Source organism: Xanthomonas sp. BRIP62418, from assembly GCF_003993495.1.
Classification (GTDB): Bacteria; Pseudomonadota; Gammaproteobacteria; order Xanthomonadales; family Xanthomonadaceae; genus Xanthomonas; species Xanthomonas euroxanthea.
On record NZ_QEZG01000028.1, the window covers coordinates 1 to 25,151 of the forward strand.

Annotated in this window: 13 protein-coding genes; 2 read left to right on the forward strand and 11 right to left on the reverse strand. The window is 66.4% G+C overall.

Annotated features, from left to right (window positions below; translation table 11 throughout):
• Positions 1–616: 616 nt before the first annotated feature.
• On the reverse strand, positions 617–3,496 hold the full coding sequence (locus EO174_RS05035) for a TonB-dependent receptor (protein ID WP_126942750.1): 2,880 nt from the start codon (positions 3,494–3,496) through the stop codon (positions 617–619).
• Between the two features lie 265 nt (positions 3,497–3,761).
• Here EO174_RS05035 and EO174_RS05040 point away from each other — a divergent pair, with 265 nt between their 5' ends.
• Both EO174_RS05040 and EO174_RS05045 read left to right on the forward strand, forming a co-directional pair.
• Positions 3,762–5,735, forward strand: a complete 1,974-nt coding sequence (locus EO174_RS05040) for a transglycosylase SLT domain-containing protein (protein ID WP_164740090.1) — start codon at positions 3,762–3,764, stop codon at positions 5,733–5,735.
• 831 nt (positions 5,736–6,566) lie between these two features.
• Complete coding sequence (locus tag EO174_RS05045; protein ID WP_126943204.1) at positions 6,567–7,799, forward strand: multifunctional CCA addition/repair protein; 1,233 nt, start codon at positions 6,567–6,569, stop codon at positions 7,797–7,799.
• 181 nt (positions 7,800–7,980) lie between these two features.
• Here EO174_RS05045 and EO174_RS05050 read toward each other — a convergent pair whose 3' ends face one another.
• From EO174_RS05050 to galA, 10 genes are all read right to left on the reverse strand, one after another.
• The gene (locus EO174_RS05050; RefSeq protein ID WP_104649715.1) at positions 7,981–10,512 is read right to left on the reverse strand and encodes a TonB-dependent receptor; all 2,532 of its coding nucleotides are present in this window, start codon (positions 10,510–10,512) and stop codon (positions 7,981–7,983) included.
• 755 nt (positions 10,513–11,267) lie between these two features.
• Positions 11,268–12,638 (reverse strand): S41 family peptidase, encoded by a 1,371-nt coding sequence (locus EO174_RS05055; protein WP_206515041.1) that lies wholly within the window; start codon positions 12,636–12,638, stop codon positions 11,268–11,270.
• Positions 12,639–12,858: 220 nt separating this feature from the next.
• Positions 12,859–14,013, reverse strand: a complete 1,155-nt coding sequence (gene nagA / locus EO174_RS05060; protein WP_126942753.1) for an N-acetylglucosamine-6-phosphate deacetylase — start codon at positions 14,011–14,013, stop codon at positions 12,859–12,861.
• A 2-nt stretch (positions 14,014–14,015) separates the two neighbouring features.
• Entirely contained in the window at positions 14,016–15,044 is a 1,029-nt protein-coding gene (locus tag EO174_RS05065) for an SIS domain-containing protein (RefSeq protein WP_104583817.1), read from the reverse strand.
• A gap of 5 nt (positions 15,045–15,049) precedes the next feature.
• Positions 15,050–16,117 carry a LacI family DNA-binding transcriptional regulator gene (locus tag EO174_RS05070; RefSeq protein WP_104583816.1) on the reverse strand — a complete coding sequence of 356 codons (1,068 nt, stop codon included), beginning with the start codon at positions 16,115–16,117 and terminating at the stop codon, positions 15,050–15,052.
• Positions 16,118–16,157: 40 nt separating this feature from the next.
• Positions 16,158–17,435 (reverse strand): sugar MFS transporter, encoded by a 1,278-nt coding sequence (locus EO174_RS05075; RefSeq protein ID WP_104583815.1) that lies wholly within the window; start codon positions 17,433–17,435, stop codon positions 16,158–16,160.
• 46 nt (positions 17,436–17,481) lie between these two features.
• On the reverse strand, positions 17,482–18,204 hold the full coding sequence (locus EO174_RS05080; protein ID WP_164739039.1) for a GntR family transcriptional regulator: 723 nt from the start codon (positions 18,202–18,204) through the stop codon (positions 17,482–17,484).
• Positions 18,205–18,458: 254 nt separating this feature from the next.
• Complete coding sequence (locus tag EO174_RS05085; protein WP_126942756.1) at positions 18,459–19,625, reverse strand: heparan-alpha-glucosaminide N-acetyltransferase domain-containing protein; 1,167 nt, start codon at positions 19,623–19,625, stop codon at positions 18,459–18,461.
• A gap of 121 nt (positions 19,626–19,746) precedes the next feature.
• Positions 19,747–22,170, reverse strand: a complete 2,424-nt coding sequence (locus tag EO174_RS05090) for an alpha-N-acetylglucosaminidase (protein WP_126942759.1) — start codon at positions 22,168–22,170, stop codon at positions 19,747–19,749.
• Positions 22,167–25,061 (reverse strand): beta-galactosidase GalA, encoded by a 2,895-nt coding sequence (gene galA, locus EO174_RS05095; protein WP_126942761.1) that lies wholly within the window; start codon positions 25,059–25,061, stop codon positions 22,167–22,169. Before galA ends, EO174_RS05090 begins: the two co-directional genes overlap by 4 nt.
• Between the last annotated feature and the right edge of the window lie 90 nt (positions 25,062–25,151).

A 25,151-nucleotide genomic window follows, 5' to 3' on the forward strand; every position in this document is an offset into this window, starting at 1 on the left:
CCTGCAGCCAACTCACAGCGTCGAGGGCGCGGCGAGGACACCGCACCAGACAGTTGGTCGGCGCTTGTTCGAAAAGCTGTCTGTGGTGCGGTGTGCATCACGTGGAGCCGATGCTTGATGATAGAACGAGGCGCATCAGCAACGCTCTTACCCTGCACACCGACTATCTCGACTGGTCCTTGCCCGCCCACCTTCGCGGGACCTTACGCGGCATGGATGCCGCGTAAGAGCCTACACGGACGTACTTGCGGCGTGTCCCGCGAGGGTGGGCGGGCAAGGGCCCTGCAGCCAACTCACAGCGTCGAGGGCGCGGCGAGGACACCGCACCAGACAGTTGGTCGGCGCTTGTTTGAAAAGCTGTCTGTGGTGCGGTGTGCATCACGTGGAGCCGATATTTGATGATCGAACGAGGCGCATCAGCACCGCTCTTACCCTGCACACCGACTATCTCGACTGGTCCTTGCCCGTCCACCGTCGCGGGACCTTACGCGGCATGGATGCCGCGTAAGAGCCTACACGGACGTACTTGCGGCGTGTCCTGCGATGGTGGGCGGGCAAGGGCCTTGCAGCAAATCCGTAGATCAGCCGCTCTCCGCTTTACGACTGCCCAGACAAACTAAAACTTCAAGTCGACCCGCGCATACCAGAAGCGCCCACCGGGGATGTCGTAAGTGGACGCGTCATAACCATTGAGGGAGCACGACAGGCACAGCGGCGGATCCTTGTCGAAGACGTTGTTCAAGCCGGCCGTGAGTTGCAGGCCTTTGAGCCAATCGACGCGATAGCCCAACTGCGCATCATGATAGGTTATCGCATCCAGGCGGTTGGTACCCACTGCAGGATCGGAGCACACCGCAAATTCCACCGCATCGCCGCATTGCTCGGTGAGCTTGGAAATGTGGCGCGCGGTCCATGATGCAGTCCAGCGGCCCAGCGACCAGTCCAGCACCGCGTTGCTGGTCCATTCCGGGATCGCGCTGTCCACCACTTCGATGCCTGGCCCCTGCGGCTGCCGTTGCCCCGCCGCACCGAGCGCCTCGTAACGGCCCACGAAGGTGTTCTGCCAGGACACCTTGAAACGGCCAAACGCCGTCTCCGGCAATGTCCAGAACAGATCCATATCCCAACCGTCGGTCTTGATCGAGCCAAGGTTGGTCAAGCGATTGTTGAACGCATTGATGCCGCCGGTGGACGCGCGCCCGATGCCGTTGCAATACAGCGCGTCCAGGGTATCCACACACAGGTCCAGCTGCGTTTGCGCATTGATCGCCTGGATCGCGCCATCGACATGGTGCCGATAGAACGTCATCTCCAGATCGAGGCGATCGGACCAGCTGGCATTGCTGGCAAAGCCCGGGCTGAACACGAAGCCGGCGCTGAAGCTGCGCGAGCGCTCCGGATCCAGTTGCTCGTTGCCGCCGGTGGTGACCGAGATCTGCTGGTTGGCCTGCTGGTAGCCGGCCGGCACGCCGAGCGATGCGCAGTTGGCGGCGCTGCCGCGCGGCGCGGTGCCACCCAACCCGATCGAGCATGGATCGGACAACTGCAGATCGGCGCGCGCGGCCGAACCGAACAACTCGCCGATGGTCGGCGCACGGAAGCCCTCCGCGTAACTGGTGCGCAACACCAACTCATCGGTGACCTGCCAACGCAAGCCGTATTTTGGCGTGAACTCGCCGCCGAAGGTGGAGTAATCCGAATAACGGCCAGCGATGTTCAAGTCGAGTTTGTCGCCCAGCGACGAATTGGCGAAGATCGGGATATTGAGTTCGAGATAGGCCTCGTTGACGTCGTAGCTGCCCGAGGTCGGCAATGACGGTACACCGTTGTAGCGCCCCGCCACGGTGAGCGGATCGGGTTGGTACGACCCTTCGTACTTGCGGTACTCGTAGCCGGTGGCGAACGACACCGCGCCGCCTGGCAGCTGGAACAACTCGCTGCTGAGATTGGCGGTGAACAGGCTCAACTCGTTCTGGCTGCGGTCGCGCACCACCGGCTGGATCCACCGCAACATCTCCGGCGTGATGCTGCCGGCGCCGCCGAAGATATCCAGCGGCACGCAGCCGGCCACCGCCGCGCACGCGGCCGGATCGCCCAGGCCCAGATTGATGTTGTAGAGGTTGTAGCTGCCGTAGTTGGTCTGTTCGGCCTTGTTCTTGCTGTACATGCCGTTGACGTCCCAGTACCAGGTCCGCGCCGCGCCTTCGAAGGTGCCCACCAGGCCGGTGCCGAAATACTGCGTGTCGACCTGCTGCTCGAACCGGCGCGCGCCGCCTTCCACCGGGCGGCGGCCAATCTGGATCAGGTTGGTGGCCGAGTTCAACGCGAAGCCGAATGGATTGAAGGGATTGAGCGCGGAAATCACGATGTTGTCGGCCAGCGGATTGCCGGTGCCGGCATCGGGGCCGAGAAAGATCGGCTCGGGCGCGGCCTGGTTGGTCGACTCGCGCCGGTTGCCCAGCGCCTTGACGTACCACTGCACATCGTCGTTGAAGTAATAGCGAAATTGCGCGAACACGCCCTTGCGCTCGGACGGCGTCAGCAACAGATTCTGCTCTGCAAAGTTGTAGCGGTCCGCGGTGCCGAAACAGTGGTAATCGTCGCTGCGCGTACAGCCGGCACTGCCATCGTATTGCGGCGTGCCAACGCCGGCGTTGGGCGTGAGGTTCTGGCGCACGCCGGTGTTGGGGTCGACGAACTGGAAGCGGCCATCCGGCGTTGCCGAACTGGCGAAGGTCAGCCCGGTGCCCGGAATCGGGAAACGGGCCTGCGCACGATCGCGCGCGTAGATGGGATCCTGCTTGACGTAGCTGGCCCCCAGAAACAGGCTGAAGTCCTCGCCACTGGTACCCCAGGCCAGGTCCATGCCCTGGTTGGTGCCGTCGCCCTTGCCGTATTGCCCGTAGTTGAGCGTGACCTGCGCACCGTCGAAGCTGCGCCGGGTGATGATGTTGACCACGCCGGCAATCGCGTCCGAGCCGTACAACGACGAGGCGCCATCCTCGAGCACCTCGATGCGCTCCACGATCGCCAACGGAATGGTGTTGAGATCGGTCGACGAGCCCACGCCCGAGGCCGAGGATTCGTTGACCCAGCGGATGCCATCGACCAGGACCAGCACGCGCTTGGAACCGAGATGGCGCAGATCCACCTGCGCCGAGCCGGCGCCCACACCACCGCCATCGGGCGGAAAGCCGAAGTTGCCGGACGAATTGAATTTGGCGTTGAGCGCCGACCCCGAGGCGGTGAGTTCCTGCAGCACCTCGCCGATCGAGGTCAGGCCGGTGCGTTCGATGTCGGCGCGGTTGAGCGTCTGGATCGGCACCTGGCCCTGCAACTCTGCGGTCCGGATGCGCGTGCCGGTGACCTGTACGCTGTCGAGCGTGCGCGTGCTCGGGGCGGCCTCGGGCTGTTGCGCCCAGGCGAGTGTAGGAACCAGACACAAGGACAACGGCACGGCCAGGCATGACCGACGGGGGCCAATCAGACGCTTCATCCTTTCTCTCTCCAGAAGGATTCTTGAGTGTCCGCACGCCCCCGTGCCCTGCGGTCCGCCCCCACTTTTAAACGAAACCTTAACGCCCCGCAAGCCAGCCGTGACGCAGTGGGAAGTGGTCCGCAGTGCTCCGCAGCGGCAGGCCACGGTGCACATGCGCGGTGCGCACCGGCATCGCACGCCCATCGCTGCCGTCAGCGACGGTCGGCACCGGTCTGCTGCGCATTCACTCAGGGGCGCCGGCGTGCTTCGGTATCATCGCGCAATGACCTATACCCCCCGTCTTGCCACTGTTTTCGTCGGTTTGCTGTGCCTTGGCAGTACTGCGCTGCATGCCCAGAGCCTGGACCCGCAACTGACCGCCATGCGCGATGCCATCGCTGCTGCAGAGCGCGGCCAGTCCGATGCCGGTCAGCTGGCCGCGTTGAACCGCCACCCGCTCTATGGCTGGCTGGAATTTGCCACGCTCAAGCGCAACATCGACAACGTCTCCACGGCACAGGCGCAGGGATTCCTGCAGCGTTATGCAGGCCAGCCGGTGGCCGAGAGCTTCCGCGGCACCTGGTTGCCGGCGGTGGCACGCCGCCAGGACTGGAACACGTTGCTGGCCAACTGGAAGCCCACCGACAACCTGGGCCTGCGCTGCGCGCAGCTGACCGCGCGCCAGGCGACCGGCAAGCTGGATGCACAGTGGAGCCGCGACGCGTTGACCCTGTGGCGCACCGGCAAGGGCCTGCCCGATGCCTGCGATCCGGTGGTTGCCGGGCTGGAAGCGCGGGGCGAACTCACCCCGGCGCTACGCTGGGAGCGCGTAGAGGCGGCGGCCGATGCACAGCAGCCTGCGGTGATGCGCACGGCCGCGCGCGGCTTGCCGGCGGCCGATCTGGCATTGGCTAACGATTACGCCGCGTTTCTGGACAAGGTGCACCCGCGTGCACTCGGTTGGCCAAAGACCGAGCGCAGCCGACGCATCGCCGTCGACGGCCTGGCCAAACTGGCCAAGAGCGATCCGGACGCGGCCGAGCAGCAGTTGCCACAGCTGGCTAGCGCACTCGGCTTCAGCGAGGCGCAGCGCGGCCAGGTGCTGTACCAGATCGCGCTGTGGACGGTGGCGTCCTACCTGCCGGATTCGGCACGGCGCCTCAATGCAGTCCCCGATGCCTCATACGACGAGCGCCTGCACGAATGGCGCGCGCGCGAAGCGATGTCGCGTAGCGACTGGCCGGCGGCCCTGGCGGCGATCCGCAAGATGCCGGCGACCCAGCGCAGCGATTCGCGCTGGCAGTACTTCGAAGCGCGCCTGGCCGAGAAGACCGGCGCGGCCGCAGCCGCACAGCCGCTGTATCGCGCAGCCGCGCAATCGCCGACCTTCCACGGCTTCCTGGCCGCCGACCGTCTGCAGCAGCCCTATCGGCTGTGTCCGTGGGAGCCCAAGGACAATTCGCAAACAAAGGCCGCCGTTGCACGCGATCCGGCGTTGATCCGCGCCATCGCCCTGTTCCAGATCGACCGGCCGGGTTGGGCGGTGGCCGAGTGGAACGATGCCGCGAGCCGCTTCGACGACACCCAGCGCCGGCTGGCGGTGCAGGTAGCCAGCGAAAACGGCTGGTTCGATCGCGCAGTGTTCGCGCTCGGCAAGCAGCCGGACGAACAGCGCCTGTACGCGTTGCGCTTTCCGCTGCATCACGACGACAGCATTCGCCGCGAAGCGGCCAAGAACGCGATCGACCCGGCCTGGGTGGCAGCAGAGATCCGTGCCGAGAGCATCTTCAATCCACGCGCGCGTTCGCCTGCCAACGCGATGGGCCTGATGCAGGTCTTGCCGGGCACCGGCGCGGCGGTGGCAAAGGGCATCGCCCTGCCCGGCTACGCGGGCGCCACCAGCCTGTACGAGCCGGACACCAACATCGCCATCGGCACCGCCTATCTACGCCAGTTGCTCAATACCTACGGCCGGCCCTACCTCACCATCGCCGCCTACAACGCCGGCCCGGGGCCGACCGGGCGCTGGCAATCGCAACGCCCCAACTTCGAGCCGGATTTCTGGATCGAGACCATCAGCTACAAGGAAACCCGCGAGTACGTCGCACGCGTGCTGGCTTTCAGCGTGATCTACGACTGGCAACTCAACGGCGACATGCTGCCGCTGAGTGATCGCCTGATGGGCAAACTGGTGGACAAGCGCCTGAAGCCGGTGTGCACGCCAGGCCAGGCGACCACCAACGCGGCGCAGGACTGAGCTTCAAGTCAGCCGCCAGGCACCACCGCCGGATGAGGTGGTCGCGCCTGCGCGGTTGCGGGTGGTTGTCGCTCGGCCACGGGTGCGAGAGTTGGGTGGGCGCGCCATTACCGAACAACGCGTTCCAGGCAGTGCTTGCCCCATGCACACCGACCATCTCGACTGGTCCCTGTCCGCCTACCGTCGCGGGACCTTGAGCGGCATGGATGCCGCGCCAGAGCCTACAAGGACGTACTTGCGGCGTGTCCCGCGATGGTGGCCGGGCAAGGACCCTGCAGCACACTCACGGCGTCGAGGGCGCGGCGCCCTCGCCGCTCGCGGGACATGCCGTGAACCCATCCCTGGGGGCTCGGGGGCGGCATCCATGCCGCCACACGGTCCCGCAACCGGCGAGGACACCGCACCAGACAGTTGGTCGGCGCTCACTTGAAAAGCCGTCTGTCGTGCTGTGTGCATCAGACGTGGAGCCGATGCGTCATGACTAAACAAGGCGTATCGAGCACTGCTCTTAACCTTGCGCCCCGACCATCTCCATTGGTCCTTGCCCGCCCACTGTCGCGGGACCTTACGCGGCATGGATGCCGCGTAAGAGCCTCCATGGACGGATTCACGGCGTGTCCCGCGATGGTGGGCGGGCGAGGGCCCTACAGCCAAGCCGCAGATCCGCCGCTCTCAGCGCTACGACTGAATGACCCGCATTGACCAATCGGGACCAGCTGCCGAGATTTGCATGTTGGCGTCACCTGGCATTCCAAAAACGCTGCGCGGAAATCCCACAGCAATTGATGCATGGTGTTTCGACCCGCGCACCGCATCGGGCATCATGTCGCGATGAAGATCTATCTCGTTGGCGGCGCAGTCCGCGATGCCCTGCTTGGCCAGCCCGCTGGCGACCGCGACTGGGTCGTGGTCGGTGCCGATCAGGCGCAGATGGAACGCCTGGGTTTCAAACCGGTGGGGAAAGATTTCCCGGTATTCCTGCATCCGCGTAGCGGCGAGGAATATGCGTTGGCGCGTACCGAGCGCAAATCCGGGCGCGGCTATCGCGGCTTTGTGGTGGATGCCGATCCGTCGGTGACGCTGGAAGAAGACCTGCTGCGCCGCGATTTCACCATCAACGCGATTGCACGCGACGAAGACACCGGCGAGTTGTTCGACCCATATGGTGGCGCGCGCGATCTGCAAGCGCGCGTGCTGCGGCACGTGGGGCCGGCCTTTGTCGAAGATCCCGTGCGTGTGTTGCGCGCTGCCCGCTTCATGGCGCGGCTGGCGCCGCTCGGTTTCACTCTTGCGCCCGAAACTGCCGCATTGATGCGCGAGATGGCCGCCAGCGGCGAGCTAGACAGCCTGGTGCCCGAACGCGTGTGGCAGGAATTACGCCGCGTGCTGGAGAGTGGGCAGCCGTCGGCCTTCCTGCGCACGCTGCACGACACCGATGCGCTGCGCGTCATCCTGCCCGAGATCGATGCGCTGTATGGCGTGCCACAACGTGCCGAGTTTCATCCGGAGGTGGATACCGGCATTCACCAGGAAATGGTCAGCGACATGGCCGCGCGACTGGCGCCCGGCGATGCGCTGGTGGGCTTTGCCGCACTGACCCACGACCTGGGCAAGGCGCTCACACCGCCGGAGGAATGGCCGCGCCACATCATGCACGAACAGCGCGGTGTCGCCCCGCTGCAGGCAGTGTGCGAGCGCCTCAAGGTGCCGCAGGATTATCGCCAGCTCGCCATCACCGCCTGCCGCGAACATTTGAACGTGCACCGCCTGGCCGAGCTGCGCGACCGCACCGTGCACGAGCTGCTGGTACGCTGCGATGCCTTCCGCCGCCCCGAGCGTATCGCACAACTCGCGCTGGTGTGCGAAGCCGACAAGCGTGGCCGGCTGGGCAGCGAAGAGGCCGCGTATCCACAGGGCGAACAACTCAAACGCCTGCATGCTGCTGCGCTGGCCATCAATGCGCGCGACCTGGCCGAAGAAGGCCTGCAAGGCCCGCAAATCGGCGAGGCGTTGGCGAAGGCACGGATTGCGGCGATTGCGGCGGCGCGCAAGACCAGCGCATAGCCAAGCGTCGCGCATACCGTCGTAGCAACGCAACAAAAATGCAAGAGCGCCAGGCAGGACGTGACTGCATCGCTCCGGGCTGGCGACCACCCAACCCGGTCGACGTCAGGGATGCAGGGCACACGTGGGGTGTTCGCCATTCAACCAGGCGGCTGCAGAACAGCAGCCGCCTGGCCATGCGTCACAGCTTGAAGTTCAGACTCAGCATGAAGGAGCGGCCGTTCTTGTAGATGTAGTACGGCTGGTTCTTGTTGCCGATGTAGCTGAAGTAGGTTTCGTCCAGCAGATTGGTGGCTTCCAGCGCCACGCGCAACCGCTCGGTGGCCTGGTAGCCGAACGATGCATCGACCTGGGTGAACGCATCGGTCATCTGCTGCCCGTTGAGGCGACCGATCTGGGTGAAATATTCCGAGCGCCAGCCCAGGTTCACCCGTGCGCTCCATTTGCCCTGCTCGTAGTACGGGCTGATGTTGTAGGCGTTGCGCGAGTTGTACGGCAGGCTGTAATCGCCATCGGTTTTCGAATCGGAATAGGTGTAGTTGGCCACCACGCCGAACCCGTTGCCGAAGTTGTGCTGCAAGTTGAGCGCCACGCCCTGCACCTTGGCATCGCCGGCGTTGGTCGGCACGGAGGTCTGGTAGGTGCTTGAGCCGCCGGTGGCGTTGTTGAAGAACACCCGGTCTTCCACCGTGGTGAGGATGTAGTTGGAGATATCGCGCGAGAAGAACTCGCCGCTGAGCAGGCTGCTGTCGGAGAAATACCACTCCAGCGAAGCGCCCAGGTTGGTGGACTCGTACGGGCTCAGGCCGGGATTGCCCGTGGACGCGGTAAGCGTGGTGTCGTCGGTGGCCACGTACGGGGTCATGTTGGTGTAGCGCGGCCGCGCAATCACCTTGGAGGCAGCCAGGCGCAGCATCAGGTCATCGCGCAGGTCGTAGGCGATGTTGAACGACGGCAGCCACTTGCCGTAGCTGTTGAGGAAGTTGACCGGTGTGTAGCCGCCACCGGGCGCGTAGCTGAAACCATCGGTGGAATCACGCGTGTGCACGTACCGCACGCCGATGTTGCCGCGATAGCGCTCGCCGGAAAAATTGCCCTGCAGGAACCAGGCGCGGTTCTGCTCCTCGATGCTGTAGTTGCCGGCGTAGCTGATCGGCAGGCCGGCATCGCCTTCCAGGCCACCGATGTAGCGACCGATCGCACCGCGGCCGATGGTGGACCAGCGTTGCATGTCGGCGCTGGTGGACAGGCCGTCCAGGTAGCCGGACGGCGTGGTGCCTGGCGAAAAATCTGCGAGCGTGCTGCCGTCGTTCGGTGTCCAGGTACGGCTGTAGGACGACTGCCCGGTGGCGTGATTGGTGAGCTTGATGCCGGTCAGTATCTGCGTGAACGGCCCCCACTCCACCGCATGGTCGAAATCCAGCTGCAGGTAGCGCTCCTTGTCGTACTGCGGGCTGTGGCTGGCCGAGGCGTTGTTGAGTTGCATCGCCGCCGCGTTGGTGGGGTCGGTGCTGTAGTCCATCGCGGTGCGGCGCCCGTCGATGTCGTAGCTGTAACCGGCCAGGTTGCGGAACTGGATGCCGTAGATGCGCTCGGCGCCGCCTTGCGAACTGGTATACCCCACCTGGCTGGATGCATTCCAGCCGTCGCCATGCCAGTCCGCGCGCAGATGGATGCTGCCGGTGCTGACATCGCTGTTGCGCAGGTAGCCATCCAGGAATGTGGTGGACTGATCGCCGAAGGTGCCCGAGGTCGCCACGCCGTTCTCGAAGCCCAGCGCCTGCGCATCGCCAGGGTTGGAGCCCCAGTACCCGTAGCGGCTCTGGTTGTAGTTGTCGAAACTTTCCTTGACGTACAGGCCGGTCAGGTTGAGCTCGAAATCGGCATCCGGCTTCCACTGCAATGCAGCGCTGACACCATCGCGTTTGCGCGTCTGCTGAAACAAGGCGGTGTTGATCGAGGTTGGGAACACGCCGGTGTTATTGCCGACCACGGCCGGCGGAAACGCAGCGCCGGCGACATCGTCGTAGCCGAAGATCTCCACGCCATCGCGACGCAGCACGCGCTGCGAATGCATCACCGAGGTGAGGACACCGAACGTTTCATCCTGGTTCTTCCAGCTGTACAGCGCTGACGCGTTCGGCTTGCCTTCGTCGGACCGGTCGTTGTAACCGTAGCTCACCGTACCGGTCAGCGTATTGCGTTCGAGCTCCAGCGGCTTGCGCGTGTGCACGATCACGGTGCCGCCGATCGAACCTTCGTCGATGCGCGCCTCCGGTGTCTTGTAGACCTCCATCAGGCCGACCACTTCCGGCGCCAGCGTGCTGTAGTTGAACGAGCGGCTGTCCGGGTCGTTGGGGTCGCCGCCCCAGCTGGTGGAGGCAATGGTCTGGCCGTTGAGCAGCACACGGTTGAGCGCCGGATCGGTGCCGAGGATGCTGACCTTCTCGCCTTCGCCGAACTGCCGGTCCACGGTGATGCCGGAAAGGCGCGACAGCGACTCGGCGACGTTGGTATCGGGGAATTTGCCGATGTCTTCGGCGCTGATCGCATCGACGATCGCATCGGCATTGCGCTTGACGTTGAGTGCCTTGCCGAGGCTGGCCTGATAGCCGACCACCTTGACCTCGTCCAGCGTGGACACCGATGGGTTGGTCTGCGCGGGCGGCTGTTGCTGGGCGGGTTCCGCCTCCTGCGCAAACGCGGGAAGCATGCCGGCACCGGCAAGGGCAGCGCCACCCAGCAGCAGGCGACGGACGGCAACGCTCAGTCGCGAGCGACATGGCGCACGCTCGGCAGCGTTGGCGGAATCACGGGATAACTCACACACACGGGCTTGCAGCATTGCGTGGACCTCTTGGCTGATGCGTCGGGTCGCAACCGTCCGGTTGCTTGAGAACGCGCAGAGCGCGCGCCACACCCGCGATCCGTCCCCCTGTACACCGGACGGCGAGCAGCGTCTTCCCGCAGGCCGGTGGCAGCGTGCGGGGCAAGGCGCCAGGCCGATGCATGACCGGCCGGCAACGTCTTTCATGAAGTCGGAGCACGCTCCTGATCGCTGACAACGTTATCAGCGAAGGTGCCTTCCCCACGCGGCGCTGTCAACTCAACGACACAAATAGCCACTTTCATGCCTGAAACCGCGCCTTGAGTGCAGATATTGGAATGACAACGCAATCGTGGCCGCATTCCCTCGCCTCGATGAATAGACCACTGCCGTTAGAGGACGGCCGCCATAGGCCGCGCGGCCGAATGCCGCAATGCAGCGTGTTTGCAGACATCGATGTGGTGCGTGCAAGCGTTTGATGTTCCGCAGGCAGTGTTCGCGCACTGCAGATCGCCTTGCGATCGCGGCACTCGGCGGCGAAGCAAGCCATTGCAACCACGTCGGGTCCATACGGCTGAAAGCGCACCGACACCGGTCGATCGTCACATGTCTGGCGGATACGTCAGCCCTCGAACAGGCGATCACCTAGATCGGATGCAGGCCTGCGTCCGCAGCCACTGTGCAGCAGCATCGATCATATCCACCTGCGAGCCAAGCAGGACATCCGGCTGCAGCCGGCCGTCGGTGCGACGCCCGTTGCGATCCTGCGTGTGGCTACTGGCAATCGCAAGGACAGCGCCGCCAGGCAGGTCCACAGAGCGATTGCCGGTGGTCTGGCCGGCGCTTGGCTGACCGAAGCTGCGCGTATTTGCACGGCCGCGAAAGGAGATCGCGACCATCTCGCCCGCACTTGCGGTCCTGGGGCCGATCAAGATCGCGACCGGGCGATCTATTTGCAGCGAGGCAGTCGCGCGTGCCGAAGATCGTGCCCGCCAGGGCGATTGCTTGCCTGCCGCATCGACAAAGCTGCCGAGCACTGCATCACCCAGTAGCGGATGCAGCCCGTTGATCATTGGCCACATCGTGCCGCCGGTGTTGTTGCGTACATCGACGATCCAGCCACAGCTGGCCTGTGCGGCGACTTGATCCAGCGCCGTTGCAAGCGATGTCCCGTAAGCATTGCTGACTTCCTTGGAGGACGTCATCAGGCCGGGGACCTCGAGATAGGCGATGCCGGATGGCAGCAGACGCGCCTGCATGGTGGGCCGCTCGCGCTGTGCAACGGCTTCCACGGCATGTCGCCTGGAAGGACGCATCAGGAAACTATGGCCGTCATCGAGCTGGGCGACCAATGCATCGATGGCGACATAGGCGTCCACTTCGCGCATGTGTGCGGCCTGCGCACGCAGCTGCGGTTCACGCGTGGTCCAATCGATGCGGGCGCTGTGCAAGGCGTTCTCCCGGATCGCGGGGATGGCGACATCCAGGATCGCGCTGGCCGATGCCGCATCGGCCAGCGGCTCTGCAATCAAACGCAGCTGGCTTACGTCCAGCGCTCCATCGCCTCGCAGCACAACACCGATCAACACCTTCTGCGCACCCATCGGTACCTGTAGCGCAATGGAGCGGCTTGCACGCGTCGTACCGACGACCGGGTCGGTTTGTGAGCTTTCGAACGCCAGGCGTTTGCCATGCGCATCGTCGGCGCGCATCCACAACGTAGCGCCCTGCGGTGCGTTGGAGGTTGCCAATACACCGGACAACAGCAACGACTGGCCGCGCAAGGAAACCGCGTCCAACGCTGCGGAGGCAGCCCCGAACTGCGCAGTGCGCGCGGCAACTGCGGTCAGACGCAATTGCGCCCCTTCACCGGACTGCACGTCGCCTTGCACGGCAGTCAGTTGGTAATCAGCGCCACCGGCAGCCGCGTACCAGTGTGGAATCGCTGCCACCGCATGCACGCTGCACAACAGGCTCAGCAGCAGCCACCATCGCGTCCATGCGTAGTTCATCCTTCACCCGTCGCAAGCTGAGGTCGGACGCAACTCTAGCAGTCATCTGAATGCGCTGCATGCCGTACGCGAGCTGCGACATCCAACCCGCCGGACGTGGCGACGAGGGGCACTGCAGCCGCAGATCGCGCGCAACAACCGCGGTGGTTGAACAACACATGCGGCGTCGCGCAGTCATCAAGCCCGCTTGACGCGGGCGTCTGCGGCCCGGCCGATATGCTTACGCGCCCTGCCCGGCCACCCAGGTGCCGAGCACCTGCACATCGGCATCCACCAGCACCAGATCGGCCTGGTAGCCCGGTGCGATGCGCCCCAGCCGGTCGCCCAGGCCGATGCATTGCGCAGGATAGGTCGATGCCATGCGTGCGGCTTCGGCCAGGTCCACGCCCAGCCACTGCACGCTGTTGCGCACTGCGGTGGCCATGTCCAGCGCCGAGCCGGCCAGGGCGCCGTCGGCATTGCGCACCACGCCGTCGACGGCAGTGATGGTTTCGCCGTACAGGTCGAAGCTGGGGCTGTCGGCACCGACCATCGGCATGGCGTCGGTGACCAGCAACAGCTTGCCGCGCGGCTTGGCGGCCAGCGCCAGGCGCAGGCTGGCCGGATGCACGTGCACGCCGTCGACGATGATGCCGCACCACACAGCGGGGTCTTCCAGTGCGGCGCCCACCGCGCTGGGCTCGCGCCCGGTCAGTTGCGACATCGCGTTGTACAGATGGGTGAACCCGCTGACGCCGGCGGCAATGCCAGCGTGCGCCTGCTCGTACGTCGCCGCCGTGTGGCCGGCGAACACGATCGCGCCACCGGCGACGAAGGCGCGGATGTCGTCCAGCGGCACCCGCTCGGGCGCGAGCGTGATCAGGGTGACGCCGTTGTCCAGCGAGGTATCGACGGCAATCTCGTGCGCGTCGGGCAGGCGGAACTTGTGCGCGTCGTGCGTGCCCTTGCGGGCCGGGCTCAGGTACGGGCCTTCCAGATGGATGCCGAGCACGCCGGGTACGCCTTGCGTGATGGCCTTGCGCGTGGCGTCGATCGCCTCGGCCATGACCTCGGCGGTGTCGCTGATCAGCGTCGGCAGCATGCCGGTGGTGCCGTAGCGGCGATGTGCTGCGGCAATGGTGGCAAGCGCCTGCGGGTCGCGCGCGTTGTTGAACAACACGCCGCCACCGCCATTGACCTGGATGTCGATAAACCCGGGCAGCAAGGTGCCGCCACCCAGATCCACGCGCGTGTGCGCCTGCGCAACACGCGCATCGTCGGCTGCCACGATCGCCAGGATCTGCGTGCCGGCCAGCAATACGGCCAGTCCATCCTGCAGGCCGTCGTCGGTGAGCACGCGTGCATTGCATAACGCCTGAATCGGGGAAGCATCCATGTTCAAACGGTTTCCGTGACCTTGTTCAAATGCGGCGGCAGATCGGGATTATGGCCGCGCTGCAGGGCCAGCGCGTTGATCGCGCGGTAGAAGCTCTGCACGGTCAGCAGCGGTGCGCTGGCCGGATGCACGGCATCGACGAGCGGCAGATCGCCATCGGGCGCGGCCAGCCACACCTGCGCGCCACGGGCGCGGAATTCGGCAGCGAGCGCACGTGTGCCGGCGCCGGTCTCGTCGGGCTGGGCGAACACCAGCACCGGGAAGCCCGGCCCCACCAGCGCCATCGGGCCATGCTTGACCTCGGCCGAGCTATACGCTTCGGCATGCAGGCCGCAGGTTTCCTTGAACTTCAGCGCCGCTTCCTGCGCCGCGCCCAGGCCCAGGCCACGCCCGAGCACGAACAGGTTGTGCGCAGGCACCAGGCCGGCGGTGAGTGCGGACCAGTCGGCCTGCCAGGCGCTGCGCAACTGCTGCGGCAATGCATCCACCGCCGCGAGCAGGGCCGGGTCGTTCTTCCACACCGCGCCCAGGTGCAGCACGGCGGCCAGCGAGGCGAGATAACTCTTGGTGGCGGCGACGCTTTTTTCCGGGCCGGCGCCGAGCGGAATCACCACCTCGGCCAGTTGCGCCAGCGGCGAATCCTCCACATTGACCAAGGCGACCACGCGCGCGCCGGCCGCCTTGGCGGCCTCGGCATTGCGCAACAGGTCCGGGCTCTTGCCCGACTGCGAAATCACGATGTACAGCGCGCCGCGCAACTGCAGCGGCGCTGCGTAGACCGAGCCCACCGACGGCGATGCAGAGGCCGTCACGATGCCGAGCTGGGTTTCGAACAGATACTTGGCGTAGGTTGCGGCGTGATCGGAACTGCCGCGTGCGCAGGTCACCACGAACGGCGGCGGCGTATCGCGCAGCGACTGCGCGAGTGCGGCAACGGTGTCGGCATTACGGGCGAACTGTGCGGCGACCACGTCGGCAGTCTGCGCCGCCTCGCGGAACATCAAGGTCTCGGTTTCGGTGGGAAGGCTCATCAGGCTCAGGCGGATTCGGGGGGAAAGGATTTGGCGGCCGGCGTCTGCGCCGGTGCGGTGGAACCGCGCACCACCAGCTGCGGCACGAAGCCGCGGTTCTGCAGTTGCGCGGGCTGGTCGTCGTAGGCATCGCTGCGCAACTGGCTGATCAACAGGCGTGCGGCATGCCGTGCGATGTCGTCGGTGGCCTGCTTGGCGGTGGTCAGCGCCGGCCAGGACTGGCGCGAGAACGGGCTGTCCTCGAAGCCGGCGATCGACAATTGGTACGGCACGTTCATGCCGGTGGACTTGGCCGCGGCCAGCACGCCGGCGGCGATTTCGTCGTTGCTGCCGAAGATGGCGGTCGGCGGCTCGCGCAGCGACAGCAGGCGGCGCGCGCCACGGAAGCCGTCGTCGAAGGTGTAATCGCCGGGAATCACCAGGTGCTTGTCCAGGGTGATGCCGTAGTCCTTCAACGCGGCTTCGTAGCCGGCGTAGCGCTCGCCACTGGAGCGGTGCTGCGGGCCGCCCCACAAAAAGCCGATGCGCTGATGGCCCAGCTGCACCAGATGCTCGGTGATCTCGTAGGCGGCAGCACGGTCGTCGATATACACGCAGGGACCATCGCCCGGATCGTCGGTGGCGGCGATGATGCGCACGCTCTTGATGCCGCGCGCGGCCAGGCCGGCCATCAGCTCGGGGCGTTCGGACATCGGTGCGGTCAGCACCACGCCGGCCAGCCGCGAGCGCTGCACCCATTCGGCCAGTTCCTCGGCCAGCAATGGCGAGGTGGAATCGCAGGGATGGATCTGCAGGCCGAAGCCGGTCTCGCGACAGGCGGCCAGCACGCCATTCTGGATGCCGATGATGTGGTACGGGTTGGGGTTGTCGTAGACCAGGCCGATCACGAACGGCGTGCCGCTGCGCAGGTTGCGCGCGGACGGATCCGGTTCGTAGTCGAGATCGGCGATGGCGCGCAGCACGCGCGCGCGCGTGGCCTGCATCACCGACGGTTCGTTGTTGATCACGCGCGACACGGTCTTCAACGAGACCTTGGCGCGCTCGGCGACATCTTTGATGGTGGGCCTGCGCATGGGTGTACCTTGTTCGTCGGAACGCATCATGCCGCCCGGTTCACTTGGCCTGGGCCGGCAGGCCCACACGGTAACCGCGCAGCGAATAGAACAGGATGTACAGATAGCACGGCACCATCAGCGCAGCGAACACGACCTGGAAGTCGTAGTGCTGTTTGAGAATGGCAAACAGCTGCGGAATGATCGCGCCGCCGGCAATGCCCATGACCAGCAGTGCCGAGCCGATCTCGGTGAAGCGGCCAAGCCCGCGAATGGCCAGCGGAAAGATCGCCGGCCACATCATGGCGTTGGCAAAACCGAGCGCGGCCACGAAGCCCACCGACACATAGCCATGGGTCAGCAGCGCGCCCAGCGAGAACAGCACGCCCAGCACCGCCGACACGCTGAGGTAGCGCGCCTGCGAGATCACCCGCGGGATCAACACCAGGCCGGCGAGATAGCCCAGCAGCATCGCGCCCAGCGTGTAGGAGGTGAAGATCTTGGTGCTGTCCAGCGGCAGATCGAAACCGTGGCCGTAGGTACCGATCGCATCGCCGGCCATCACTTCCACGCCCACATAGACGAACAGGCACAGCACGCCCAGCCACAGATGCGGGAACTGGAAGATGCTGGACTTCTGCACGCCGGCCGCGCTGCCGGGCGTGGCATTGGCTTCGGAGGCCCGCAGCTCCGGCAGTGGCGAGAACAGCACGCCGATCGCCAGCAACAGCAGCACGCCGGACATCACCAGATACGGTGCGTGGATCTTGGCGGCGAAGGCGGTAAGCAGTTGTTCCTTGGTGCCGGCATCGGCGCTGGCCACCTGCGCGGACAGATCGCCGATGCCGTGCAGCACCAGCGAACCGATCAGGATCGGCGCCAGGATGCCGGCGATCTTGTTGCAGATACCCATCAGCGCGATCCGCCGCGCTGCGCTTTCGATCGGGCCGAGGATGCTGATGTACGGGTTGATCGCGGTCTGCAGCAGCGCCAGGCCGCTGCCGATCACGAACAGGCCGCCCAATGCGCCCGGATACCAGCGCTGGGTGGCGAACTGGCCAAAGCCGGCCGCGCCCACCGCCATCACCACCAGGCTCAGCGCCAGCCCCTTCTTCATGCCGGTGCGCTTGAGGATCCACGACGCCGGCAGCGCCAGGAAGAAGTACGACAGGTAGAACACCATCAGCACCAGGAAGGCATTGACCTCGTTGAGGTCGAACGCCAGCCGCACGAAGGTGATCAGCGGCCCGTTGATCCAGGTGAAGAAGCCGATGATGAAGAACAGCACGCCGACGATGGCGATCGAGACAACGGGATTTGCGGGCCTGGCGGTAGTCATGGATCGGCGGGCTCTTGAGTTGTCGGTTGGGGGGCGCCGCGCTGGATCAGCGACGCAGTTCGGCGACGAAATCGTAGAAATCGTTGTGGCAATAGGTGTCGGTCAATTCGATCGCACTGCCGTCGCGCGCATAGCCCACGCGCACCACATGCAGGATCGCCTCGCCGGTCTTCATGCGCAGGTGCTCGGCCAGCCGCGCGGGCAGATTGATCGCGCGGAAATACTGCAAGGCGCGCACCACCGGGGTGCCCTGTGCATCCAGATAGCTGTAGAGCGAATCGCCGATCTGCTGCGGGTCGGCGACGATGCGTTGCGGCAGCACCGCGTGCTCGTAGGCCATGACGCGCTCGTCGGCGCTGCGCAGGCGGGTCAGCGAGGCCACCGCCGCGTCCGGCGACAGCCCCAGCCGCAGGATCTCTTCGCCATGCGCCGGGCGCAGCCGCCGCTCCAGCCAGCGGGTGCCGGGCTCGTAGCCCTTGATGCGCAGCGTCTCGCTGAAACTGGTCAGGCCGCTGAGCTGATGCTGGATCTGCGTGGTGACGAAGGTGCCGGCGCCCTGCCGACGCGAGACCAGGCCCTGCTCGACCAGCACGTCCACGGCCTGGCGCAGGGTCACCCGCGAGATCTGCAGCCGCTCGCACAGCTGGCGCTCGGCCGGCAGCGCTTCGCCGGCCTTCCACTGCGCGCCGCGGATCTGCTCGTCCAGCTTGCTCGCCAGTTGCAGATACAGTGGCGTCGGCGCGGAGGCATCCAGCGTCAGCGCGTCCATCCGGGGGTCGGTGTCCGTCCTGGCTTCGGTTTTCGGTTTGGCCATTGCCTGTCCTCCGGACCGACTTGGATTCGTTAGGTCCAATATAGTACCAATTTGCCTGCAGCGCATTAGCCGCAGTCGGCTCCGGCAGCGTGGCTGGCGCTGACCTGCTGCCCAGCGGCCGCTGACACGACGCCGTGGTAGACGCCCGTTTCCCGTCACCGGCGCATGCAAGCGCCCAGTGGCTGCGCCATCGCCTGGCTGGCGATGCGTCACAGCCGCAGGTACCAGCGCCGCCGGTCCATCCACCAGCCCACGCCCCAGCACAGCAGCGTGTAGCTCAGCGCGCACAGCAGCGACCCGAGCGGGCCCGGCGCGATGGTCTGGAACACGCGGATGCCGGCCCAGGCGTAGAGGTCCAGGCCGGAGCTGCCGGCCGGCAGCAGCCGCAACACCACCACGAACAATTCCGAGAACAGATAGATCGCCAGCGGGTTGCGCCCCAGCACGGTGAAAAACCCGCTGCCGCCGGTCCAGCCACGCAGCTCCAGCAGGTAGACCAGCACGCCCAGCGCCAGCAGATCCAGGCCCACCGTGCAGGCGACGAAGGACCCGCTCCAGAGCTTCTTCGACAGCGGCCAGGCCGGGTGCCAGAGCAGCGCCAGCAGCACCAGCCCCGCGCCCGCCAGCAGCATGCTGCGCGTGGCGGCAGCGGTCTTGCCGTGCCGCTGCAGGAAGCGCCCGCTCAGATAACCGGCCAGCACGTTGACCGTGGCCGCCAGCGTACCGAGCAGGCCCTCGGGGTCGAAGCCGTCATCCTTGCGATACAGATGCGCGCGCCCGTACAGCCACAGATCCAGCCGGGTGCCGGCATTGCCGGTCTTGCTCAACTCCGCGCCGGGCTGGCCGAACGCATACAGCGCTGCCCAGTAGCCCAGCAGCAGCGCCACGCAGACCGGCGCGATACCGCGTGGCGGCAGATAGCGCACCAGCAGCGCCGCGAGCAGATAACACAGGCCGATCCGCTGCAGCACGCCGGTCAGGCGGAGTTGATCGACCGCCGTGAACGCCCAGCCACCGTCGGGCTGCGGATGGAAGAACGGAAACCAGTACATCAGCACGCCGCATAAGAAGATCAGCGCGGCGCGCCTGCCCACACGGCCGAGCAACTGCCGATGCGGCATGCGGGTGGCCAACGCAAAACTCATTGCGCTGCCGACGGCGAACAGGAACGAGGGAAACACCAGATCGGCAAGCGTGACGCCGAACCAGGCCGCATGGGTCAGCTGCGCGTACGGCTGTGCACCCGGGCCGGCGGTGTTGACCAGGATCATCAGGAAGATGGTCAGGCCGCGGAACACGTCCAGCGACAGGAAGCGTTCGCGCGTCGGCGGTGTGGTTGCGGTGCCAGCTGCAGCAGGGAATGGGTTTGCGTTCATCGCAGCTCCTTGCCCAGTGACTGCCGGTGGGGATGACATGCATAGGTGCTGCCTATGCCCTGCGTCCTTGCATCGGCGCTACCGTGCTCTTGCACGAGCATCAGGTGCAATGCGGATCCGTTCATTGCGCAGTTCCTTGCGTGGTGCTGTGCGCGGCGCCGTGCGCAATCTCTTGCAGGTTGCCCTGGTCGAAGCCTTGCGTCGCGTCTTGCCTGGCGCTTTCCGCTGCGTTCTGCACGCCATCCTGCGCATCCACCTGCGCCAGCAACGTACGCAGCAAGGCCAAGGGATCGCGCGGTGGCTGTCGCTTCGGCAGCGCGTCCTGCTCGGCCCATTGGCCTTCCCAGGCTGCAAGCTGCGTGTTGACCGCCGCTGCGTCGAACGGCGTGCCGGCCTTGCGCGCGGCGCGGTACGCGCGCAGAAAGCGTGTCCAGCGCTGCAGATAGAAATCCGCGTACATGCCCTGCCACGCCTTGGACGCGTAATCGGCCAGGTTGCCGTCGCCGCCCCAGATGCTGACCTGCGCACGTGCATTGCCGACATAGGCGCGACGCAATGCGGCATCGTTGCCGGCGGCCGCGGCGGCCTGGCCGGTCCAGTCGGCCAGGGTTTCATGCTGGCCGCCGACCAGTGCATCCAGCCCCTGCACCAGTTGCGTGGTGCGCGCCAGCAGCGCATCGCCACGCGCGAACTCGCCGGCGTCGTAGGCCTGCACCACCGCCTGCAATTGACGGTCGGCATGCAGGCTCAGGTAGTGCCGCGCGTCTTCGACCAGGTCGTAGCGGTACAGCGGTGCATCGGCATAGCGGTCGGCCTGCTGCAGCAAGGCATCGATGGCGCGGCGCAGGCGATGCGGATCGCCGGGGCGGTCGTCGAAGCCGACGATGTCGGCGGTCGGCCGCTTGAACAGCAGATACGCACCGGCACGCTTGTTCCACCAGCGCGGCGACCAGTAGCGGGTCTGGTAGATGCCCGCTTCCAGATCCGACCAGGCCTGCAGCAATGCCGTATCGCTGCGGCCGTAGCGCGCGCGGGTGTATTGGGTGAGCCATTGCGACCAGGACTGCCGCGGTCCTTCCCAGGCCAGCGCGTAGAGATACTCGTAGACCACCGAGTTGCTGTGCAGCCCTTCCGGGAACACACCGAAGCCGCGCAGATTGCGTTTGTCCGGATCGGCCAGCAAGGCCTGCAGATCCTGCCGATAGAACGCGAAGTCGCCATACAGCGGATTGCTGGCGCCATAGTTGTGCACGTAGCCGTAGATCCACTGCTTGTTGTCGAAGGCCTGCGAAGCCTTCCAGGTGCCGGGATAGCGGTCGTTGCCGATGTCCAGCACCATCAGCCGCGCGTCGGGCACCTTGCCGAGAAACGCGGCAATCGCCTGCGGTTGCCAGAACGCTCTGTCGGCACCGAACAGCCAGCCCTGCATCACCCAGGTGGCCTGCGGGTTGACCTGCGCGATCGAGCGATACAACGCCTGCCCGTACTCGGCCAGGCGTGCGTCGCGTTGCGCTGGCGGCACGGCCTTGGCACGTGCGGCATCGGAGTTGGCGATGCTGTCGCCGTACCTGGCGGCGGCCACGTCGCTGCCATCGTCGGCCACCGGCGGCAGCATCTCGTTGAAGGCATCGGCCAGATAGAACTCGCCTGCACCGTAGGCCTGCGTGTACAGCTCCAGGAACCGGCGCGCGACCTGGGCGAACAAGGGATCACGCGGATCCAGCCAATAGGTTTCGTGGAAGCCTTCCCAGGCGCGCATGCGGTAGATGCGCGCGTTGGGATGCGCCTGCGCGAATGCCTTGGGCACGTAGCCGGCAAACGCCGGCAGCACCGGCTGCATGCCCAGCTCGCGCATGCGGGTGAGGATCTGCGTCTGCAGCACGCGCTTGCTGTCGATCCATTGCTGCGGCAACGGTGCGCGATAGCCTTCGATATTGCCCATGCGCTGCCACGGGGTAAATGCGGGGCCGGAGAAATACTCCGCCAACGCGTCATCGCCCACGCCGAACTCGCGCCACAGCGCCTGCCAGATCGCCTCCTGGCCTTCCATCGCCAGCGGCATGTCGATGCCATGCAGCGCCATCCAGTCGATCTCGCGCTGCCAGCGCGGCCAGTCCCAGAACGGCGTGGTGTAGCCGTAGGTGCAGGTGTTGAGATAGGCGCGGTGGGCAAACGGCGTGCGCACCTGGCCGCTGTTGTAGGCCGGCCATTGCGCCGGCAGCGCCACGCGGTCGCCCTCCCAGCTCATCGAGGCCGCACCGGCCTGGCCGAGATAGGCATAGGCGCCACGCGCCAAGGCCACCTGCGAGGAGCCGGCAATGCGCACCGCATCGCCCCCGGCGTCGATGCGGTACCAGTCCGCGCCGTCGCCGCGCGGCGCCATCGTCATCTCGAACTGTGCGGCGCGTGGGCCAATCAGGCGTTGCAGCACCGCCTGTGCGGGCGGCTCGGCCAGCACGGTGAGGGGAATGGAGAGCAATGCGCCCAGCACGGCACCGGCGAACAGGCGCACAGGCGTCGACGGAGAAAACGGTGAGGCAATCATGGCGAGTTCCGGTAGTGCACGGTGACGACGTCGTGGAATCCAAACGGCTGATCGGCAGCGACCTGCAGGATCACCGCCAGCGTGCGCGCGCCGGTCGCGGAGGCAAGCGTCAATTGAATCGGCGTGCCGGCAGGTGCCTGGGCAACTGCACGGCCATCCAGAAACACCTGCGCCGGCCCGCTGAGACGACCCAGGTCAAGCATGCCGCCGTGGGTCTGCACGCCCTGCCACGGCGTGAACTCGGTGCGGTACAGCACGTAGCCGGCGCGTTCGGGTGCGGTTTCCAGCGTGCCGGGCAGCGTATTGCTCCAGCTGTTGTTGTCGTTGGGGCGGCGCGGCAGATCCGGCGCCGGCGGCTGCGCGAAGGCGGCGGTGTGGCGCCAGCTTTCGACCACCATCGCCGGCGCCACGATCGGCACCGTGGCTGGCAGCGGCACGGCCGCGCACGCGATCTCGAGCACCGCATCGCGCAAGCCTGCGCTGCGCGCCTGCAGCCGTAACACGCCTGCGCCACGCCCGGCCTGCACGATTGCCTGCGCCAACCCGTTGAACAAGGCCACCTGCGTGCCCTGATCGGGCGTGTGCGCATTCGGGTCGCCATTGCCGACACCCAGCAAGCGGCCACCGCTGATCTGCAGCGTCAGTGGCGCATTGCAATCGGGCACGTGGCGGCCTTGCGCATCCAGCGATTCCAGGGTGACCGGTTGCGCATCGCGGCCATCGCCGCGTAGCCGGGTGCGGTCTGGCGTGAGCCGCAGCGCGACCGCTGCGCCGGTGGTTTCCACCCGCGTACGCGCCACCTCGCGGCCATCGCGCCAGGCCACCGCTTCCAGCACGCCCGGCGCATAGTCCACCTGCCACTGATTCATCTGCGCCCGATCCACCACCTGCTTCCCCAGCGAGCGGCCGTTGAGCCACAGCTCCACCTGCGCGGCATTGCAGAACGCCATCACCTTGATCGGCTGGCCTTCGCGGCCTGGCCAGTTCCAGTGCGGCAACAGGTGCAGCACCGGCGCATCGTCGATCCACAACGCGCGGCGCAGCCAATACGCCCCCTTGGCAAATCCGCATTGGTCCATGATGCCGAAGAACGACCCCACCGACGGCCATTCGAACGGGGTGGGTTCGCCGCGATAATCGAAGCCGGTCCACACGAAGCTGCCGGCGACGAACGGGCGTTCGGCAATCAGCTGCCAGGCGCGGCGATGGGTGTTGCCCCAGTCCGCGGCCAGGCTGTCGTCTTCGGCCACCACGTGCGCGTCCAGGTCGGTGAACCACGCCCCGCGCGTCTGGAATGCACTGGTGTCCTCGCTGGACAGCATCGGCGTGCGTGGCCGCGCGGCATGCACGCGGTCGTAGTTGTACTGGCGGTAGTTGAAGCCGAGCACGTCCACCGCATCGGCCGCGCCGCGGGTGGCGAACATGCCGTCGTTCATGCCGGCGGTGATCGGGCGACTGTCGTCGAGCGCACGCACGGCGCTGGCGGCGCGCGCCATGATGGCGTAACCGGTGGCGGTGCCCTGCAGCGGCTCCTCGTTGAGCAGCGACCACAGGAACACGCTGGGATGGTTGCGCTGGCGCCGCACCATGCTGCGCAGCAGCGCCACATACTCGGGTGCGGGATTGAACAGCCGGTTCTCGGCCATCACCAGCATGCCGAGCCGGTCGCAGGCCTGCAGCAGTTCCGGTGCCACCGCGTGATGCAGGCGGATGGCATTGCAGCCCATCGCTTTCAGGCGCTGCAGGCGAAACGCGTGCAAGGCATCGGGCAGCGCCACACCGACGCCGGCATGGTCCTGATGCAGGCAGACGCCCTTGATCTTGAGCGGGCGGCCATTGAGGAAGAAGCCGTGGTCGGCATCGAAGCGCAGGCTGCGAAAGCCGATTTCGCACCCGGCACGGTCGCTGCGGCCGTCTGCGCCACGCACGCTGGCCTGCAGGCGATACAGCACCGGCGTGTCCACGCTCCAGCGCTGCGGTTGCGCCACCGCGACGCTGACCGTCGCCTGCGCGGTGCCGAATGCAGCCACGCGCAGTTGCGTCTGGCCACTCGCCACGACAGCACCGTTCGGGTCGCGCAGCGCCACATCCACCCACGCCTCGGCAGGCTGTTCGCCGCTGTTGACCAGGTCCAGCTGCACCGGCAGCTGCCAGAGATCGCCCGGGCCTTCGCGCGGCACCGCCGCCAGGCCATCGCCGGCGATATGCAAGGGCGCACGCAGCACCAGCCAGGTGTGCCGGTAGATGCCGCCGCCTTCGTACCACCAGCCATCCATGGCCTCGGCATCGACGCGGATGGCGATGCTGTTCAAGGCATTGCCGTAGCGCACGACCGGCGTGAGGTCGATGACCAGCCCGGTGTAGCCGCTCCAGCTGCGCGCCATCAGCATGCCGTTGACCCACACGGTGGCATGGCTGGCAATGCCGTCCAGACGCAGCTCCACCGCCTGGCCGCGCAGGGACTCGTCCAGCCGCAGCGTGCGTCGGTACCAGGCAATCCCGCGCGGGCGATACCCCTGCGCGATATTGGCGTCGGCGCGCACCGCCTGCTCCACCACGAAGTCGTGCGGCAACTGCAGTTGCCGCCAGCCGGTGTCGTCGAAGTCCGGTGCCGCCGCGCCCCAGGCGCGGCCGGCCTTGGCGTTGTCGTAGGTCTCGTCTTGCGCAAGCAGGCGTGGCAACGCCAGATCGCCGGCATGGAAGCGCCAACCTTCGTCCAGATCCAGCCACTGCCCGGCGCCATCGGTGCCCGCTGGCGGTGGCGCGGGACGCGGCGTGCCGCCACTGCCCGCGCGCGGCGCTACAGCGTTCGCCGCGCCTGGCAGCAGCGCCGGCACGCCAAGCAGCGACGAGGCGCAGACGCTGCCGGCAAGGAACTCACGCCTGCGCATGACAGCGCCCGCTCGACTGCGCTGCAGGCGTCCCATGAGGGGCGCGCGGCGCAGCCACTTCCGCGGCCGCGGCATGGCACGCGCCCATCC

What these genes read in the sequence shown, in the direction of transcription:
- galA (WP_126942761.1), bottom strand. Translation starts at nt 25,061, where the DNA reads ATGCGCAGGCGTGAGTTCCTTGCCGGCAGCGTCTGCGCCTCGTCGCTG.
- EO174_RS05040 (WP_164740090.1), top strand. Translation starts at nt 3,762, where the DNA reads ATGACCTATACCCCCCGTCTTGCCACTGTTTTCGTCGGTTTGCTGTGC.
- nagA (WP_126942753.1), bottom strand. Translation starts at nt 14,013, where the DNA reads ATGGATGCTTCCCCGATTCAGGCGTTATGCAATGCACGCGTGCTCACC.
- EO174_RS05055 (WP_206515041.1), bottom strand. Translation starts at nt 12,638, where the DNA reads ATGAACTACGCATGGACGCGATGGTGGCTGCTGCTGAGCCTGTTGTGC.
- EO174_RS05075 (WP_104583815.1), bottom strand. Translation starts at nt 17,435, where the DNA reads ATGACTACCGCCAGGCCCGCAAATCCCGTTGTCTCGATCGCCATCGTC.
- EO174_RS05065 (WP_104583817.1), bottom strand. Translation starts at nt 15,044, where the DNA reads ATGAGCCTTCCCACCGAAACCGAGACCTTGATGTTCCGCGAGGCGGCG.
- EO174_RS05080 (WP_164739039.1), bottom strand. Translation starts at nt 18,204, where the DNA reads ATGGACGCGCTGACGCTGGATGCCTCCGCGCCGACGCCACTGTATCTG.
- EO174_RS05070 (WP_104583816.1), bottom strand. Translation starts at nt 16,117, where the DNA reads ATGCGCAGGCCCACCATCAAAGATGTCGCCGAGCGCGCCAAGGTCTCG.
- EO174_RS05090 (WP_126942759.1), bottom strand. Translation starts at nt 22,170, where the DNA reads ATGATTGCCTCACCGTTTTCTCCGTCGACGCCTGTGCGCCTGTTCGCC.
- EO174_RS05050 (WP_104649715.1), bottom strand. Translation starts at nt 10,512, where the DNA reads ATGCTTCCCGCGTTTGCGCAGGAGGCGGAACCCGCCCAGCAACAGCCG.
- EO174_RS05035 (WP_126942750.1), bottom strand. Translation starts at nt 3,496, where the DNA reads ATGAAGCGTCTGATTGGCCCCCGTCGGTCATGCCTGGCCGTGCCGTTG.
- EO174_RS05085 (WP_126942756.1), bottom strand. Translation starts at nt 19,625, where the DNA reads ATGAACGCAAACCCATTCCCTGCTGCAGCTGGCACCGCAACCACACCG.
- EO174_RS05045 (WP_126943204.1), top strand. Translation starts at nt 6,567, where the DNA reads ATGAAGATCTATCTCGTTGGCGGCGCAGTCCGCGATGCCCTGCTTGGC.